Origin of the sequence: Pararhodobacter zhoushanensis (genome assembly GCF_025949695.1) — a bacterium.
In the GTDB taxonomy this organism is placed as follows: Bacteria; Pseudomonadota; Alphaproteobacteria; order Rhodobacterales; family Rhodobacteraceae; genus Pararhodobacter; species Pararhodobacter zhoushanensis_A.
This window is the reverse complement of the sequence record NZ_JAPDFL010000001.1, coordinates 1,907,053-1,924,491: the sequence shown is the minus strand read 5'-3', so window position 1 is coordinate 1,924,491 and position 17,439 is coordinate 1,907,053. Positions and strand designations below refer to the sequence as shown.

Sequence of the window (17,439 nt, the reverse complement as noted above, 5' to 3'; positions counted from 1 at the left end):
ATCACCCATGCCATGCTGCGACTGTCTTGAGTTGCGAAAACCCGTAGAGCGCCTCGAAACCTTTTTCGCGCCCATGCCCGGATTTTCCAACCCCGCCGAAGGGCAGTTCCACCCCGCCCCCGGCACCGTAATTGTTCAAGAACACCTGCCCCGCGTGCAGCGCCTTGGCCAACCGCATCTGCCGCGCACCGTCGCGGGTCCAGACGGCGGCGACCAGCCCGTACTCGGTGGAATTGGCGATGCGCAGGGCTTCGGCCTCGTCCTCGAACGGGATCAGGACTTGCACCGGGCCGAAGATTTCCTGCTGCGCCAATGCGTGATCCGAAGGCACCTCGGCAAACAGCGTCGGGCGGACGTAGTGGCCGGCGTTCCCGGCCTCGGGCGTCAGCACGCCCTCGGCGGCGATGGTCAGGTCGGCGCCCTTGGCCAGATAGCCTTGCACAATGTCTTTCTGGCGGGCCGAGATCAGCGGGCCGACCTTGGGGTCCGACAGCGCCGGGCCGACGGTCAACGCACCATACGCCTGCGCCATGCGCGTGCGGACCTCGTCATACACCCCGCGCTGCACCAGAATGCGCGACGAGGCCGAGCAGGTCTGCCCGGCGTTCTGGACGCCTGCGTTGACCAGAAACGGCAGCGCGCGGTCCAGATCGGCGTCGTCGAACACGATCTGCGGCGACTTGCCGCCCAGCTCCAGCGTCACCGGCACAACGTTCTTCGCCGCCGCCGTCTGGATCAGCGAACCAACCCCGACCGAGCCGGTAAACGACACATGCTGGATGCGCGGATGCCCGGCCAGCGCCGCGCCCGCCTCGGCCCCGAGGCCCGTCACCACGTTCAGCGCCCCGGCGGGCAGCCCAGCGTCCAGTGCCAGTTGTGCGAAGGCCAGCGCGGTCAGGCAGGCTTCCTCAGCGGGTTTGAGCACACAGGCATTGCCCATCGCCAGCGCCGCGCCGACCGAACGCCCGATGATCTGCATCGGGTAGTTCCACGGGATGATATGGCCTGTCACCCCATGCGGTTCGCGCAGGGTATAGACGGTGTAGCCGTCCAGATAGGGGATCGTCTCGCCCATGATCTTGTCGGCGGCCCCGCCGTAGAATTCCATGTAGCGCGCCAGCGCCACCGCATCGGCGCGCGCCTGCGTCAGCGGTTTGCCGACATCGCGGGCCTCGAGCTGCGCCAGTTCCTCGGTCTTGGTCAGGATCAGCTGGCCCAGCCGGGTCAGGATGCGCCCGCGCTCCAGCGCCGTCATCCGGCCCCAGTCGCCCGCGCGCGCGGCATGGGCGGCATCGACCGCTGCGTCAATCTCGGCGGCGGTGCCGCGCGCGATCTCGGTGAGCGTCTCGCCGGTTGAAGGATCGCTCAATGTCAGGCGTTCAGCACCCGGCGTCCAGACCCCGCCGATCAAATGACAGGCAACAGGAATTGCGAAGGATTCAAGAGGCATCGGCGGTCTTCTTCATATCAGGGAGTTGCGGCGCGGCGGCCAGTAGCGTGCGCGTATAGGGGTGTTGCGGGTCGGAAAAGACCTGCTCGGTCGGGCCTTGTTCAACGATCTCACCGGCCTGCATGACCATCACCCGGTCGGTAATCGTGCGCACGACGCTCAGATCGTGGCTGATGAACAGATAGCTCAGCGGGCGTTTGCGGCAGAGGTCCGCCAACAGATCCAGCACTTGCGCGCGCACCGAGACATCCAGTGCTGAGACTGCCTCGTCAAACACGATCAACGCCGGATCGTTGATCAGCGCGCGGGCGATGGCGATGCGCTGGCGCTGCCCGCCCGAGAATTCGTGGATGTATTTGTCCGCGTCGCCGGGCGTCAGGCCGACATCCGTCAGCGCCTGCGCGATCTTCTGCGCGCGCGCCTCGCCGGTGGGCGGGTCGCGCAGCAGATGGAACGGTTCGGCGATCAGCCGACGGACGCGGTGGCGCGGATTGAAGCTGCCATAGGGATCCTGAAACACCACCTGCATCTGGCGACGCACGTCCAGATTGGCGCGGCTGTCGGTCCAGACCGGCGCGCCGCGCATTGTGATCGAGCCCGACTGCACCGGCTCCAGCCCCAGAATGGCGCGGGTCAGGGTGGATTTGCCGCAGCCGGACTCACCGACCAGCCCCAGCCGCTCGCCCCGGTTCAGCGTGAAGGACACGTTCTTGACCGCCTGTATTTCCGGGCGCGGGCCGAACAGGCCCTTGCGCGGCTGGCGATAGCTGCGGATGACGTTTTTCACCTCAAGCAACGCTTGCGGAAGGGGCGCGACAGGCAATGTGACCTTGTGGGCCGAGGCTGCAAACAGCGCCTTGGTATAGGGGTGCTGCATGGCGCGGAACAGGTCCGCCGTCTTGCCGGTCTCGACCACCCGCCCGTGCTGCATGACCACGATGCGGTCGGCCATATCGGCCACCACGGCAAGGTCATGGGTGATCATCAGCAAGCCCATGCCGAAATCCTGCGTCAGATCCTTGAGCAGGTCGAGGATATGCGCCTGCGTGGTCACATCCAGCGCCGTGGTCGGCTCGTCCGCGATCAACAGCTTGGGCCGCAGCGCAATCGCCATGGCGATCACCACCCGCTGACGCTGGCCGCCCGACAGCTCGTGCGGATAGCGGGAAAGCGGGAAGCGATCCTCGGGCAGACCGACGCGGTTGAGCATCGCGCGGGCCTGTGCCAGCGCCTCGTCCTTGGACACGCCCTCGTGGATGCGGATCGTCTCGGCGACCTGCGCGCCGATGGTCTGCACCGGGTTCAGCGCGGTCATCGGTTCCTGAAAAACCATGCCGATCTGCCGCCCGCGCACCGTGCACATCTCGGCCTCGGACAGCGCCAGAAGATCGGTGCCCTCCAGCAAGATCCGCCCCGTGGTTGTCGCGCGGGCGGGCAGCAGGCCCATCGTGGCGAAAGCGGTCATCGACTTGCCCGAGCCGCTTTCACCGGTGATGGCGACGATCTCGCCGGGCGCGACGGTCAGGGACACATCGTGCAGGATCGGATAGGTGCCGATCGACAGGGTCAGGTCTTGGATGGAAAGAAGGCTCATGTCCGGGCCACCCGCAAACGGGGGTCGAGCAGGTCGCGCAACCCGTCGCCCATCAGGTTAAGCCCCAGCACCATGAACACGATGGCAAGCCCCGGCATCAGCGCGACATGCGGCGCGATGCTGGCGAGGGTCTGTGCGTCGGCCAGCATCCGGCCCCAGCTGGCGGTCGGCGGCTGGGCGCCAAGGCCGATGTAGCTGAGCGCGGCCTCGGCCAGAATGCCCAGTGAAAACTGGATGGTGCCCTGCACGATCATCAGATTGGCGATGTTGGGCAGGATATGCTCGATTGAGATCCGCGTGGCGGATTTACCCGACACCCGCGCCGCCAGAATGAAATCGCGCGACCACAGGCTGAGCGCGGCACCGCGCGTCAGGCGGGCGAAGACGGGGATGTTGAAGATCCCGATAGCGACAATCGCATTCATTGCGCTTGCGCCGAAGACAGCGGTGATCAGGATGGCGATGACCAGCGAGGGGAAGGCAAAGATCAGATCGTTGCCGCGCATGATCAGCTCGTCCAGCAGCGACCCGCGCCGTGCGGCGGCCAGCAGCCCCAAAGGCACGCCCAGCCCCATGCCGATACCGACGGCCAGCAAGGCCACGGCAATCGAGGTGCGCGCGCCCATCATGATCATCGACAGGATATCGCGGCCCAGTTGGTCGGTGCCCAGCCAATGCGTCAGGCTTGGGGTCTGCAGGCGCGAAGGGATCGAGAGGGTTTCGATGTCGTAGGGGGTCCAGACAAAGGACAGCACCGCCGCCCCCAGAAACAGGACGGACAGGAAGGTGCCCAGGATCAGGCTGCGTGGCAGGGTCATGAGCGGGTTCTCAGGCGGGGGTCGACCAGCGCATAGGCCAGATCAACCGCGAAATTGACGACAATGACGAGGAACACGAGCAGCATCACCACGCTCTCGACCACGATCAGATCGCGCGACGAGATCGCCTGAAAGATCAGCCGGCCCAGACCGGGCAGGAAGAACACCTGCTCGATGACGATACCCCCGGCCAGCAGGAACGAGAATTGCAACCCGATGATGGTCAGCACCGGGATCAGCGCGTTGCGCACGGCGTGGCGCCACAGCGCCTGCCGCCGGTTCAGGCCCTTGGCGCGGGCGGTGCGGATGAAATCCTCGTTCAGCATGTCCAGCAGCGACGAGCGCATGACCCGCGCCAGAATGGCGGCCTGCGGCAGGGCCAGCGCGATGGCGGGCAACAGCAGCGCCTTCAGGCCGGTGAAGAAGCCGTTCTCCCACCCGGGAAAGCCCCCGGCGGAAAACCAGCGCAGTTTGATCGCGAAGATCAGCACAAGGATCATCGCGAACCAGAAGTTCGGCACCGCCACCCCGAATTGCGTGGCCCCCATCACCGTCATGTCCCCCGCCCGGCCCCGGCGGCTGGCAGCGTAGATCCCGGCGGGAAAGGCGATGAGAATGGTCAGCGTCAAGGCAAACAGCGCCAGCGGAACCGAAACCCAGACCCGGTCAAGGATCATCTGCGACACAGGGGTGCGGTAGGTATACGACTGCCCGAAATCGCCGCTCAGCATGCCGGTGGTCCACGCCAGATAGCGCTCGGGCTTCGACACATCGAGACCCAGCTCGGTGCGCAGTGCGGCCACGGTGTCGGGGCGGGCGTTGACGCCCAGCATATACGCCGCCGGATCGCCGGGCACGACCTCGACCACGGCGAAGATCACCATCGAAGCCACGAGCAGGCTCAGGCAAAGCGAGGTCAGTCGACCGATTGTGTATCGGATCATCGCCGGGCAGCTCCAGAGGTGTCAGACAGGGGGAACGGTGCGGGACGGCAAAGGCGCTGCGCGCCCTGCCCCGGTGGGACGACGCCCGGATCGCTCCGGGCGCCGTCAGTCAGCTTACGGCCAGCTGACGCCGGTCAGGTCGATGGCGGCGGTCGGCTGGTTCAGCCACAGCCCTTCGATGCCTGCACGGGCGACCGTCGGCACGGCCAGCTCGAACAGGAAGCCAACCACGTAGTCCTCGGCGATCATCGTCTGCGCCTGGGCCAGCAGGCTTGAGCGTTCCTCGGGATCGGTGGTCGAGGTCAGCGTCGTCATCAGCGCCTGAAAGTCCGGGTTGTTGTACTGGAAGTAGTACTCGGGATTGGCGTAGATGCCGATGTCCATCGGCTCGGTATGGCTGACGATGGTCATGCCGAAATCATGGCCGCGGAAGGTATTCTCCAGCCATTGCGCCCATTCCTGGTTCTCGATCTCGGCGGTGATGCCGACCGCGCGCAGCTGCGCGGCGATGATCTCGCCGCCGCGACGGGCGTAAGAGGGCGGCGGCAGCTTGAGCGTGGTGGTAAAGCCCTCGGGGAAGCCAGCCTCGGCCAGCAATTCGCGCGAACGGTCGGGATCATAGGCCGACAGCGCCGTCAGATCGACGTAGTCGGGGTTGTGCGGCGCGAAATGCGTGCCGATCGGCGTGCCGATGCCATACATCGCCCCGTCGATGACCGCCTGACGGTCGATGGCATGCGCCACGGCCTGACGCACCAGCAGGTTGTCGAACGGTGCCTGCGCGTTGTTCATCGCCAGAATCGTCTCGCCCTCGGTGTTGCCGACCAGCACCTGGAACCGCGGATCGGCTTCGAACTGCGGCAGGTTTTCGGGGGCCGGGAAGCCGACGAAGACATCCACATCCTCGGCCATCACCGCCGCAAAGGCAGCGGTCGGGTCCGAGATGAAGCGGAAGGTCGCGGAGTCCAGCGCGGCAGGCGTGCCCCAGTAGGAGGGGTTGCGCACGATATCGATGTGATCGCCCTGCACCCAGTTGTCGAACATGAACGCGCCGGTGCCGATGGGATGCGTCGCCGCATCGGCGATGCTCTCGGGCGCCACGATCACCGCGTCCCCCCAGGCGAGGTTGAACAGCATGGCGCCATTAGGCTCACCCAGCGTGATCTGCACCGTCAGCGGATCAACCACCGTCACGTCGGTGATGCCGGCGAACAGGGCTTTTTGCGCGTTGGTGCTGTCCTCGGCCCGGGCGCGGTCAAGGCTGAATTTCACATCCTCGGCGTCCATGGTCGAGCCGTCGTGGAAGGTCACGCCCGACCGTAGGTGGAAGGTGTAGACCAGCCCGTCTTCGGAAATCTCCCAGCTCTCGGCCAGACCGGGAACCACCGAGCCATCCGACATGAAGCGCGTCAGCCCTTCAAAGATGTTCGAATACACGACCGAGTCGACCGCCTGCGCCGCCCCGGCGGTCGGATCAAGGTTTGGCGGCTCAAGCTGCATCGCCACGCGGATGTTGGTCTGGTCGGCCGCCGCAGCGGTCGCGAACAGGGCCGTTGAACTGGCCAGGATAAGCGCCGTCAGATGTTTCATCAGTTGGTCTCCCCGTTTATAGTGGCAGGCAGAAGCAGCGACACGAGGCTTTGAGCCATGACCGCCGCGCTGTCCATCATATCGTCAACGCCGACATATTCGTCTGGTTTGTGCGCAAGTTCCAGCAGTCCCGGCCCATACGCAACGCAGTTTTTCAACTTACCGATACGATCAATGTGCTTTTGGTCGTAACTCCCGGGGGAGGCTACGAATTCTGCGGTCTTGCCCATCACCGATTCAATGGCTGCGGCCACGGTGCGCGCAATGGGCGCGTCACGGTCGGTCATCGAGGGGATGACATGGTTCAGCTCTTTCATCGCATAGTCAAAGTTCGGCCGGTCGCGTTTCAGGCCGTCCAGCAGATCGGTGATCTCGGCCTGAACGCTGTCGCGGGTTTCCTCGACCAGATAGCGCCGGTCAATCACGATCCGGCAGCTGTCGGGCACGCAATGCGAGGGCAGCGCGGTCGAGCCGGGCTGCTGCTCGGGCTGGCCGCCATGGATCGAATTGATGTTCATCGTTGACGAGCGCGCACCCTCGGGCACCACGGGCATATCGGTGCGCCGCGCCGCCATCGCCGGGAAAAGCCGGTCCTCGAACACGTCGAGCACCGCGCCCATGTGGCGCACGGCGCAATCGCCCAGAAACGGCATCGAGCCATGGGCGATCTCGCCGAAGGTTTCGATCTCGGCCCACCAGCCGCCGCGGTGGCCCAGACAGACGCGGTCCTTTTGCAGCGGCTCGGGGATAATCACGTGCTGCACGCGCTCAGGCGAGAAGAATCCCTTCTCGGCCAGATAGGCCACGCCGCCATAGCCGCCCGATTCCTCGTCCGCCGTGCCCGAAATCTCGATCGCGCCCGCGAAATCGGGGAAGGTTTCCAAAAACGCCTCGACCGCGACGATGGACGCAGCCAGCCCGCCCTTCATGTCGCAGGCGCCCCGGCCATAGATCTTGCCGTCGCGCAACAGCCCGCCGAACGGGTCTACCGTCCAGCCCGCCCCCACATCCACCACGTCGATATGGCTGGTGAAATGCACGCAATCGCCCGGCCTCTTGCCCTCGCGCCGCGACACGACGTTCCAGCGCGGGTAGGCGTCGCAGTCGCCCGGCGTGCCATAGGCCCGGATCAGCTGCGTCTCGAACCCCATCCGGCGCAGGCGACGGTCGAGATACTCGCAGATATCGCGATAGTTCTCGCCCGGCGGGTTCAGCGTCGGAATGCGGATCAGATCCTGCGTCAGGGCGATCAGGTCGTCGCGCCGCGCATGAAGGGCTTCGGTCAGGGCGGCGTGCTGCGTTTGGGGCATGACAGGGTTCTCCATCCGCGCAGATTGGCGCGGGACAAATACGGTATCAATACCGTATGAATACGGCATGGATACCCAGCCCCCCGATTTCGCCCGCCTCGCCTATGATTCTGCCCCCACCGGCATCGTGCTGACCGAACAGCGCGTGATCCGCACCTGCAACGTAACCTTCGCCCTGCTGCTGGGTTACCGGGTGGACGAGCTGGTTGGCCAGTCGTTCCGCGTGCTCTATGAGTCAGACGAAGAATTCGAAGATATTCGCGATATCGGCCTGATCATGCTGCAGCAGACCGGGCAATACATTGATGAACGGCTGGTGCGGCACCGTGCGGGCCATGGCATCTGGTGCCGGTTTCGCGCCCGCACGCTGGTGCCGCAGGCACCGCTGGAACGGGTGGTCATGAGCTTCGCACCGATCAACGATGCCGAGCCGATCACCCTGTCCAAACGCGAACGTCAGGTGCTGGAGCTGATGAACCGCCGCCTGACCAGCAAGGAAATCGCCAAACAACTGGGTCTGAGCCCGCGCACCATCGACGATGTGCGCAGCCGGTTGATCAAACGATTCGGCGTGCGCCGCGCGCAGGATCTGCTGGGCCGGTTAAGCGGGCGTCAGGGCTGAGCATCGGCCAGCCGCCGCTGGTCGTCAGGCAGTGTCTCGCCGTTTGCGCATCTGCTTGACAATGTTCAACTGATGGATCTGGCTGGTGCCCTCGTAGAGACGAAACAGCCTGACATCGCGGTAGTACCGCTCGATGGTCGACGCATTGGCGACATAGCCCGCGCCGCCGAAGACCTGAACGCAGCGGTCTGCGATGCGCCCGCAGGCCTCGGAGGCGAAATACTTGCAGATCGACGCTTCAAGCGCGATGTCCTTGCCATCGTCGCGCGCCCGCGCGGTCTGCAGGATCAGCGCGCGGGCCGCTTCGATCTCGGTCTGGCAATCGGCCAGCAGGGCCGCGACCAGCTGGAAGTCGATGATCGCCTGCCCCGACTGGTGGCGCGTTTCGGCGTGGTCCATCGCCAGATCCAGCATGCGGATCGCCGGGCCGGTACACAGGGCGGCCAGATGGACGCGCTGCTTGTTGAGCACCTTCATCGCAGTGCGGAACCCTTGGCCCTCAAGCCCGCCGATCACGGCGCTGGCGGGCACGCGGACGTCTTCAAGCAGCACCTCACCGACCGGCGAGCCGCGTTGTCCCATCATCGCGTAGGGGGCCGAGGTTGACAGACCCGGCATGTCCCGCTCGACCAGAAACGCCGACACCCCGCGCGCGCCCTTGCTGTCAGGATCGGTGCGCGCGAAGACGGTGAACAGGCCAGCGATGGGCGCGTTGGTGATATAGCATTTGCGCCCGTTCAGGATGTAGTCATCGCCATCCCTGCGGGCCGAAGTGGTGAGCGAGCTGGCATCGGACCCGGCGTCCGGTTCGGTCAGCGCGAACGAGCCGGTGATTTCGCCGCTGGCAAGGCGCGGCAGGTAGTCGGCTTTCTGCGCCTCGGTGCCATCCGCGACCAGCGCTTCGGACCCGATGCCGGTGTTGGTGCCGACCCGCGCGCGAAAGGCCACCGCGCATTGCGACAGCTCCATCGCTCCCATCACCAGTTCCTCGGTCGTCAGCCCCGCGCCGCCGTAAGCCTGCGGGATCGACCAGCCGAAAAAGCCGCGCGCGGCCATGTCGGCGACGATCTCGGTGGGAACCTCGTCGGTTTGTGCCACGCGGTCCTCGGCCGGATGCGCCACCGCGCGCACCCAATCGTGGACATCGCCCAGAAGGGCGTCGAGCCGGGTCTGATCGCGGATCATGGCTTACTCCTGTCCCGGGTTGCTGAAATCGGGGCGGCGTTTTTCAAGGAAGGCCGCCAGCCCCTCGCCCGCCTCACTGCCATAGCGCGCGGCGTTGATGCCCCGGCCCTCGATATCGACCTGCTGGGCCAAGGCGTTTTGCGGCGCGCTGGCGAGCTGCGATTTGATCGTTTCGATCGCGGCACTGGCCCCGGTGGCCAGCGCCTCGGCCAGCTCCAGCGCCGCAGCCAGCGCGCCGCCCGCGTCGGCCACCACATTGACCACACCGGCGGCGTGCAACCGCTCGGCGCTGACCGGGCGGCCCAGCATGCACAGCTCGGACGCCAGCTGGCGCGGCAAGGCTTCGCGCAGGAAATGGGTGGTGCCGCCGTCCGGGGTCAGCCCGATCTTCACATATGCCACGGTGAATTTCGCCCCGGCCGAGGCGGTAACCATGTCGCACGACAGCGCCAGTGCTACCCCCAGCCCGGCGGCCCCGCCCTCGACCGCGGCGACCAGCGGCGTCGGGCAGGTGCGGATCGCCAAGATCATCGCCGCCAGCGCGTCGGTGTTGCGGCTGACCTCGGACAGCGGCAACTGGCGGCTTTCCTGCAGCGCGGCGACATTGCCGCCCGACGAAAAGAACCCCTGCGCCCCGGTCAGGACGATGGCGCGCACCGCCGTGTCGTGCCCGGCGTCAATGACGGCGGCGGTCAGCGCCTCGTACTGCGGGCGGCTGATCGAGTTGCGCGAGCTGGGACCGTCCATGGTCAGGATGCGGACCGCGCCGCGGGTCTCGATGCGGATTTCGGTTGTGCTTTTCATGCTGCCCTCGTCACACGATGCCATTGGCGCGCAGACCGGCGATCTGCGCAGGGGTCAGACCCAGATCGCGGAAGATCGCGTCATTGTCCGCGCCCAGCGATTTGGCCGCCCAGCGGATCTTGCCCGGGTTGCGCGTCAGGCGCGGGACCACATTCTGCATGCGCACGGTGCCGAAATCCTCGTCCGCCACCAGGGTGATTGCCTCGCGGTCCTGCATCTGGGCGTCGGCGAAGATCTGTTCGACGGAATAGATCGGCCCGATAGCCCCGTTCTCACGGGTGAAATCGGCCAGCACCTGATCCAGCGTGTGGCTCTCCATATAGGCGCGAAACACGCCGTCCAGCTCCTCGCGATAGCGCATCCTGTCGCGGTTGGTCTTGAAGCGGGGATCGTCGATCAGATCGGCACGACCTATGGCGCGCATATTGGCCGCTGACATCGAGTCGGTCGAGCCGGTCACGGTGACATAGCGCCCGTCGCCGGTGCGAAACACATTCGCCGGGGCGGTGTACTGGTTGTTGTTGCCGTCGCGCTCGCGCACCTGACCCAGTTGATCGTATTCGATTGCCAGATTTTCCAGCAGACGGAAGGTCGCCTCGGTCAGGGCAAGGTCGATCTCTTCGCCCTGCGTGCCGTTGCGCGCGATGCCCAGCAGCGCGGCGCAGATCGAGAACGCGCCAAACAGCCCGCCGATGGCATCGGCGATGGGATAGCCCGGATGCACCGGATCGCCGTCCTTGGTGCCGGTGATATGGGTCAGCCCGCCCATCGCCTCGAAGATCCGCGCAAAGCCGCCCTGTTTCGACGTGGGCCCGGTCTGGCCGAAGGCCGAGACGCGCAGGATCACCAGCTTGGGGTTGATCTGCCACAGCGTCTCGCGGTCCAGCCCCCATTTCGCCAGCGTGCCGGGGCGGAAGTTTTCCACCAGCACATCGTTTTGGGCGATGATCTGCTTGATCACCGCCAAGCCCTCGGGCTGCCGCAGGTCCAGCGTCCCATAGCGTTTGCCACGGTTGGTTACTTTCCACCACAGCGGCTTGTTGTCGCGAAACGGCGGGAAGTTACGCAGCCCGTCACCGCGACCGGGGATCTCCAGTTTGGTGACATCCGCGCCGAAATCTGCCAGCAGCGAGGCGGCGAAGGGCGCGGCGATGATCGTCGCGATGTCGAGAACCTTGAGGCCAGCGAGCGGGCCGAAGGCGGGATCGGTCATGGGGTAATCCTTGCTGCAAAGCGTGTCTCGGGGATGCCCGTTGCGCCGGTGCCGTCGATGGCAAACAGGTGCCCGCCGTCGGGATGCTTTGACACCGCGCGTCCGGTGCCGGAATCGCGGATCGAGGTCACATAAAGCGTGCCCATATCCGCGCCGCCGAAGGCCAGGCTTGAGGGCAGATCGACGGGGGCGTTGAAGCGGTGCAACAGCCGCCCGTCCGGGGCAAAGCAGCCGATCTCGGCGCTGTGGATCATCGCGGCCCACAGGTTGCCGTCGCGGTCCACCGTCTGCCCGTCGATGCCCGATCCCAAGGGTGCCGTGTCGACCAGCACGCGCGGTTCCGACGCGGCACCCGTCGCCGGGTCATAGTCGCAGGCATAGGTTTTGCGCGCGGGCGTGTCGGTGAAATACAGCGTCGCGCCATCCGGGCTGACGCAGACGCCGTTGCCGATGCGCAGACCGGTGGCCAGCACCCGCTGCCGCCCGTCCGCACCAAGCTGGTGCAAGGCCCCGAGCGGCGCGCCCGAGCGCCCCATCCCGGCGCAGAGGAACCGGCCCTGCCGGTCGGTTGCCCCATCGTTCAGCCGCATGGCGGGATCGGCCCCCTCAAGGGTCAGCAGGGTCTGCACCGACCCTGAGGCCGGATCTACCAGCAAGAAGGCATGATCGCGTGCCACCAGAAGCTGCCCGGCCTCTGCCAGCGCCAGCGAACCGATATGCCCCCCGATCCGCACAGCCTCGGCTTCAGGCCGGGTCGGGCGGTGGCAGCGGATCTCGCCTGCCACCCCGTCGATCCACCACAAGCACGCGGCCCCGGCGTCCCACACCGGGCTCTCGCCCAGCGCGGCGGGACGGTCGGACAGGCGGGTGACGATCAGGCCCTCCACGAGCCGGTTTTTCGCCTGCTCAGGCATTCCTGACCTCGCGGCGGGCGCGCAGTTTTCCCCGGATAGTCGCGGCGACCGCGACGAGGATGATCGCGATCAGAATGGTCATGATCGTCCCGGCAATCGGGCGTTCAAAGAACGTGCCCAGATCACCATTGGCGACGATCAGCGAGCGGCGGAAGAACTGTTCGATCATCGGGCCCAGCACAAAACCCAGCAACAGCGGCGCCACCTCGAATTTCAGCGCTTTCATGCCCACGCCGAGGAAGCCGAAAGCCACGAGGATCGCGATATCCATGATCTGGTAGTGCACGCTGTAGATGCCGATACAGGTCAGGGCGACAATCACCGGGAACAGCAGATTATACGGGATTTTCAGCAGTTTGACCCACAGACCCACCATCGGCAGGTTCAGAACCAGCAGCATGAAATTGCCGATGATGAAGCTGACGATCAGGCCCCAGAACAGATCGGGGTTGGACTGAATGACGTTCGGCCCCGGAATGATGCCGTGGATCATCATCACGCCCAGCATGATCGCCATCACCGGATCGCCCGGAATGCCCAGGCTGAGCGTCGGAATGAACGCCGCCTGTACCGAGGCATTGTTGGCCGCCTCGGGCGCGGCGACGCCCTCGATCGCACCATGGCCGAATTCTTCGGGGTGTTTGGAGACCTTGCGCTCGACCGCGTAGGAAACGAAGGTCGCCACCAGACCGCCGGTGCCCGGCAACGCGCCAAAGAACGAGCCGATGGCCGAGCCACGCACCATCGGCATGGCCGAGCGGCGCCAGTCCTCGCGCGTGGGCATCATGTCCTTCATGCGGATCTTGCCTTCCTGCACCTTGGGCAGCTCGGAGCGGCCCGCGTTGGCGATGATCTCGGGCAGGCCGAACAGGCCGATGGCCACGGCGACCAGCGGCAGGCCGTCGTAGAACTCGGTCATGCCAAAGGTGAAGCGCCCGACGCCGCTGTTCAGGTCCAGCCCGATCAGCCCCAGCGCAAGACCCAGCGTCACCGACACCAGCGACCGGATCGAGCGCCCGGTGCCGATCACCGCCGCCGCAACCAGCCCCAGCGACATCAGCGCGACGTATTCCTGTGGCCCGAACTGCAACGCGACGCGCGCCAGCGGCACCGAGAAGCCGACCAGCAGCACGACCCCGAACAGGGTGCCGACAAAGGACGCGATGGCCTTCATGAACAGCGCAGGTCCGGCCCGGCCTTTTTGCGCCATCGGATACCCTTCGATCCCGGTCACCGCACTGGTGGCCGTGCCCGGCAGGTTCATCAAGATTGCCGCCGTCGAGCCGCCGAAATCAGCGCCATAATAGATCCCGGCCAGCATGATCAGCCCGAACGTCGGATCGATATGGAAGGTGATCGGCATCAGCATGGCCAGCGTGGCCATGATGCCGATGCCCGGCAGCACGCCGACCAGCGTGCCAAGGAACACGCCGATGAAGCAATACATCAGCCCTTCCCACGAAGCGGCGACGCTGAGCCCGAGGGCAATATCGGAAAGGAGCGATGACATGTCAGTAAGCCCTCATCTGCAAGCCAAGCCCGACGCGGAAGATCAGGGTGCAGCACACCGCCGTGCTGACACCAAGGATCAGCGCCACCGGCCATTTGGTGTTCGGGTTGGCCAGTGCCGCCAGAAACACCGCCGAGGTAACCGACACCAGCAGGCCCAGCGACTCGATGGTCAGCGCAAAAGCGCCGAAGGCGGCGGTCAGAAACAGCACGCCGCGCATCTGCCCCCGCTCAAGCGAGAACAGCCTTTCGCTGCGTTGCGCCGTCAGCAGCATGATCACCGCCAGCACCAGCATGGTGCCGCCGATAATGGCGGGAAAATACCCCGGCCCCATGCTGCGCAAGGTGCCGAGGCGATAGCTCATCGACTCGATGACAATGAACAGCCCGATGCCGCCGGTTACGAACGCGGCGATCAGATCCTCCGCCCGGTCCTTAAGATAGTGCATGAACCCCTCCCTAGAGCACGACGCAGTCGTTTCAGTGTTGACCGCCACCTGCGGTCCTGCTGCCAGCCCGGATGGACTGGCCGGTAATAATCCCGGCGCCAGTTCCCGACAGGAAACGGCACAGGGACGCAAGGTCAGCGGTGTCGTCGCCGTCCCAGCGAACGCAATTGACGCGCAGCCCGGCAGGCGCAACTTCCAGCGCCAGCGTTCGGGCCAGCATGCCCAGCGCGGCGCTGGTCGCCTGTTCGGCTGGCGTTGTGCCCACCGGGGCCACGAACAGCAGCGAGAACGCGGCGGTACGCCCGTGATGCGCCGCGCAGGCCTGCGCCATCTGGCGCGCGGCGGACAACTGGTCCGATGCCGGGGCCAGCCCGGCCAGCGCCCGGGCGTCGATGACCGAGCCAAGCGCGGCCTGCGCGCTTAACCCCTCGGGTCCGCGCAGCGCGACCTGTCCACCCAGCGGTGCCAGAGGTCCGGCGACAAGATCGGCGCCGGCCAGCCCCTGCCCCGCCGCCGGCGCCGTGCCCGCGACCGGCGTGCCAGCCGAGCTGCCGCCATCCACCACCAGCACCCGCCCGGTCAGCGCGCGCCCTGCGGCACTGGCGCAAAACGCCACCGCGCTGGCGATATCCTCGGGCTCGGCGATCCGGCCCAGCGGGACGGCCCGCGCCACGGCGGCCAGATCGACCCGGCCCTCGGCCTCAAGCTGTGAGACCAGCGGCGTGCGCGTATACCCCGGCGCGACCGCGTTCACCGAGATCCCCAAGGGCGCGCAGTCCTGCGCCATCGCCTTGGTCAGCGCGGCAACACCCGCTTTGGTCGCGCTATAGGGCCCGCGCAGCGCCAGCGGCCGGTACGACGCACCCGAGGCAAGGTTCACGATGCTGCCGCCCCTGGGCAACAGACCCACCGCCGCCGCGCTAAGCCGTTCGACCGCCGTCAGGTTCAGCGCAATCAGCCGCTCGAACGCGTCTTGCGGCAGCTCCACCAGACTGCGCCCGCTGGTGTCGGTCATCCCGGCGTTGTTGACCACACAATCCAGACGCCCCAGCGCCTGCGCTGCGCGCGCGGGCAAGGAGGCAGCAACCACGGGATCGGTCAGATCCGCACCAAGGCCAACGTGTCCGTCACCCAACAACCGGGCCTTCTCCTGCGCCGCCTCAGCGTCCAGATCGGCCAGCGCGACGCGATAGCCGTCCTGTGCCAACCGGCGACAGATCGCCCAGCCGATGCCGCCGGTTGCGCCGGTGACAAGGACGGTGCGGTGCTTCGTGGGGGATGTCATGCCCGACCTCAGGTGATCGCGATGCCGATGCCGCCGTCGGTCGACAGCACCTGCCCGGTGACGAAACCGCTGTCCTCGCCCAGCAGATAGCCGATGGCGCGGGCGATATCCTCGACCGTGCCCAGACGGCCCAGCGGCGTCTGCGCGATGCGCTTGGCGTCGCGCTCGGCGTTGCGGTGTTTGGCGGTGCCTTCGGTCGGAATGGCCGACGGGGCGACGGCGTTGACGCGGATCCCCTTGGGGCCAAGTTCGACGGCAGCGGCGCGGGTCATGCCCATGACACCCGATTTGATCGCGCTGTAGACCAGCGAGTTCGGGGCCGAGCGGAACCCGGCCGCCGAGGCGACGTTGACGATAGCCCCCCCGCGCTCGGCGTCCATCACCGCCGCTGCGGCCTGAATTGCCCAGATGATGCCGGTGAAGCCAACGTTCAGCATCCGGTCCACGGTTTCAGGGGCGATGTCGGGGATCGCCTGATACCGCACCCAGGCAGCGTTGTTGACCAGCCCGTCCAGACGCCCGGTTTCCTGCATCACGGTGTCAATGGCCGCACCGATGCCCTCGCGGGTGCCGACGTTCTGCACCACCGCAAACGCCTGTCCCCCGGCGGCCCGGATTTCCGCGACGACCTCGGCGGCGAAATCGTCTTTCAGGTCGTTGACGCCGACGGTCCAGCCGCGCGACGCCGCCAACAGCGCCGTGGCGCGGCCGATGCCGTGACCGGCACCGGTGATGAGAAGGGACTTTTGTTCAGCGGGCATCGGCGATGTCTCCATACCATTCGTTGTCTGTGGACCCGAGCACCGCCTGCGCGATCTCGTCGAGCCGCGCGCGCGCGGCCCCCTGATGCGCCAGCGCGCGCATCCGGCGCAGGTGCCGGTGCAGCGGCACATCCCAGGTGAACCCCATGCCGCCCAGCACCTGAATGGCGCTTTCCGCGACCGACGGCCCGGCCTGCGCCGCCCAGCACCACAGCGCCTCGCGCGCCATGTCGGCGCCTTCGCGCGGCGCGGTCAGCGCCCGCGCCAGCCCGCTGCGCAGCGTCTCGGCGACCACGGCGTCACGCGACATCCGGTGCCGAAGCGCCTGATTTGCCGACAAAAGCTTGCCAAACTGTACCCGGTCCTGCGCATAGTCCGACGCCAGATCAAGGCAGGCCGACACCGAACCCAGAACCATGGCCGTACGCAGGATCTGCGCCTCGGCCTTCAAGGTGGCTACCAAGGCCGCGTCCAATACGATGCCCTGCGGCGGTGCGGACAGGCGCAGCACCGCCTCGGGCACCTCAAGGTCGAATTCCGGTGCTGCGTCAACGCGGACCGGGTCGTCGGTTGCGACCAGCACCGCGCGGCCATCCGCCAAGAACACCAGCACCTGCGCCGCCTCATGCGCCAGCGGCGCACGACCGACCACGCCGTCGTCACCGAAGCCCGCCCAGGCGATGCTGGCGATCACGCTGCCCTCGCACAGCGCCGTCGCCATGTCGGGCGCGACACCAGCCAGCGCGCGGGCCAGCACCATCGTTTCGATCAGCGGATAGGCCAGCAGGCCCTTGCCCGCAGCGCTGGCAATCGGCACGCCAAAACGCATCGACAGGCCAAGCCCGCCGCAGTCTTCGGGTGCCAGAACGCCCAGTAGCCCGGCCTCGGCCAGCAGCTGGGCGCGTTCAGCGGTTGTGCCCGCCTTGGCGCAGGCCTCGACGGCCATGAGGGCCGTTGCCTCGAAATCCGCGGGTTCTAGGTCATCATACAT

At 66.5% G+C, this 17,439-nt stretch carries 16 protein-coding genes; 1 reads left to right on the top strand and 15 read right to left on the bottom strand.

From position 1 onward, the window contains the following. Position 1 precedes the first annotated feature (1 nt). The 6 genes from OKW52_RS09595 to OKW52_RS09570 all read right to left on the bottom strand — a co-directional run bounded on the left by OKW52_RS09595 (position 2) and on the right by OKW52_RS09570 (position 7,706). Positions 2-1,450, bottom strand: a complete 1,449-nt coding sequence (locus OKW52_RS09595) for an aldehyde dehydrogenase family protein (protein ID WP_264505496.1) — start codon at positions 1,448-1,450, stop codon at positions 2-4. After that, positions 1,440-3,044, bottom strand: coding sequence for an ABC transporter ATP-binding protein (locus OKW52_RS09590; protein ID WP_264505495.1), 1,605 nt, complete (start codon positions 3,042-3,044; stop codon positions 1,440-1,442). The genes OKW52_RS09595 and OKW52_RS09590 overlap by 11 nt, the downstream gene beginning before the upstream one ends. Next, the gene (locus OKW52_RS09585; RefSeq protein ID WP_264507684.1) at positions 3,041-3,856 is read right to left on the bottom strand and encodes an ABC transporter permease; all 816 of its coding nucleotides are present in this window, start codon (positions 3,854-3,856) and stop codon (positions 3,041-3,043) included. Before OKW52_RS09585 ends, OKW52_RS09590 begins: the two co-directional genes overlap by 4 nt. A gap of 2 nt (positions 3,857-3,858) precedes the next feature. After that, positions 3,859-4,806, bottom strand: coding sequence for an ABC transporter permease (locus OKW52_RS09580; protein ID WP_264505494.1), 948 nt, complete (start codon positions 4,804-4,806; stop codon positions 3,859-3,861). A 114-nt stretch (positions 4,807-4,920) separates the two neighbouring features. Continuing rightward, on the bottom strand, positions 4,921-6,396 hold the full coding sequence (locus OKW52_RS09575) for an ABC transporter substrate-binding protein (RefSeq protein WP_264505493.1): 1,476 nt from the start codon (positions 6,394-6,396) through the stop codon (positions 4,921-4,923). Continuing rightward, positions 6,396-7,706: an acetylornithine deacetylase/succinyl-diaminopimelate desuccinylase family protein gene (locus OKW52_RS09570; protein ID WP_264505492.1), complete on the bottom strand. Its 1,311-nt coding sequence runs from the start codon at positions 7,704-7,706 to the stop codon at positions 6,396-6,398. The genes OKW52_RS09575 and OKW52_RS09570 overlap by 1 nt, the downstream gene beginning before the upstream one ends. A 67-nt stretch (positions 7,707-7,773) precedes the next feature. On the opposite strand from OKW52_RS09570, the gene OKW52_RS09565 reads away from it, so the two are divergent. Then, on the top strand, positions 7,774-8,328 hold the full coding sequence (locus tag OKW52_RS09565; protein WP_264505491.1) for a helix-turn-helix transcriptional regulator: 555 nt from the start codon (positions 7,774-7,776) through the stop codon (positions 8,326-8,328). A gap of 24 nt (positions 8,329-8,352) precedes the next feature. Here OKW52_RS09565 and OKW52_RS09560 read toward each other — a convergent pair whose 3' ends face one another. Genes OKW52_RS09560 through OKW52_RS09520 form a run of 9 tightly spaced genes read right to left on the bottom strand, consistent with a single transcriptional unit; the run spans position 8,353 to position 17,439 of the window. Next, the gene (locus OKW52_RS09560; RefSeq protein WP_264505490.1) at positions 8,353-9,513 is read right to left on the bottom strand and encodes an acyl-CoA dehydrogenase family protein; all 1,161 of its coding nucleotides are present in this window, start codon (positions 9,511-9,513) and stop codon (positions 8,353-8,355) included. A gap of 3 nt (positions 9,514-9,516) precedes the next feature. Further along, on the bottom strand, positions 9,517-10,317 hold the full coding sequence (locus OKW52_RS09555; protein WP_264505489.1) for an oxepin-CoA hydrolase, alternative type: 801 nt from the start codon (positions 10,315-10,317) through the stop codon (positions 9,517-9,519). A gap of 10 nt (positions 10,318-10,327) precedes the next feature. After that, positions 10,328-11,530 carry a CaiB/BaiF CoA transferase family protein gene (locus OKW52_RS09550; RefSeq protein WP_264505488.1) on the bottom strand — a complete coding sequence of 401 codons (1,203 nt, stop codon included), beginning with the start codon at positions 11,528-11,530 and terminating at the stop codon, positions 10,328-10,330. Then, positions 11,527-12,444: an SMP-30/gluconolactonase/LRE family protein gene (locus OKW52_RS09545; RefSeq protein WP_264505487.1), complete on the bottom strand. Its 918-nt coding sequence runs from the start codon at positions 12,442-12,444 to the stop codon at positions 11,527-11,529. Before OKW52_RS09545 ends, OKW52_RS09550 begins: the two co-directional genes overlap by 4 nt. Further along, entirely contained in the window at positions 12,437-13,954 is a 1,518-nt protein-coding gene (locus OKW52_RS09540) for a tripartite tricarboxylate transporter permease (RefSeq protein ID WP_264505486.1), read from the bottom strand. Before OKW52_RS09540 ends, OKW52_RS09545 begins: the two co-directional genes overlap by 8 nt. A 1-nt stretch (position 13,955) precedes the next feature. Next, entirely contained in the window at positions 13,956-14,402 is a 447-nt protein-coding gene (locus OKW52_RS09535; protein ID WP_264505485.1) for a tripartite tricarboxylate transporter TctB family protein, read from the bottom strand. 31 nt (positions 14,403-14,433) lie between these two features. Then, on the bottom strand, positions 14,434-15,687 hold the full coding sequence (locus OKW52_RS09530) for an SDR family NAD(P)-dependent oxidoreductase (protein WP_264505484.1): 1,254 nt from the start codon (positions 15,685-15,687) through the stop codon (positions 14,434-14,436). A gap of 8 nt (positions 15,688-15,695) precedes the next feature. Next, positions 15,696-16,448, bottom strand: a complete 753-nt coding sequence (locus OKW52_RS09525; RefSeq protein ID WP_127104492.1) for an SDR family NAD(P)-dependent oxidoreductase — start codon at positions 16,446-16,448, stop codon at positions 15,696-15,698. After that, the gene (locus tag OKW52_RS09520; RefSeq protein ID WP_264505483.1) at positions 16,438-17,439 is read right to left on the bottom strand and encodes an acyl-CoA dehydrogenase family protein; all 1,002 of its coding nucleotides are present in this window, start codon (positions 17,437-17,439) and stop codon (positions 16,438-16,440) included. Before OKW52_RS09520 ends, OKW52_RS09525 begins: the two co-directional genes overlap by 11 nt.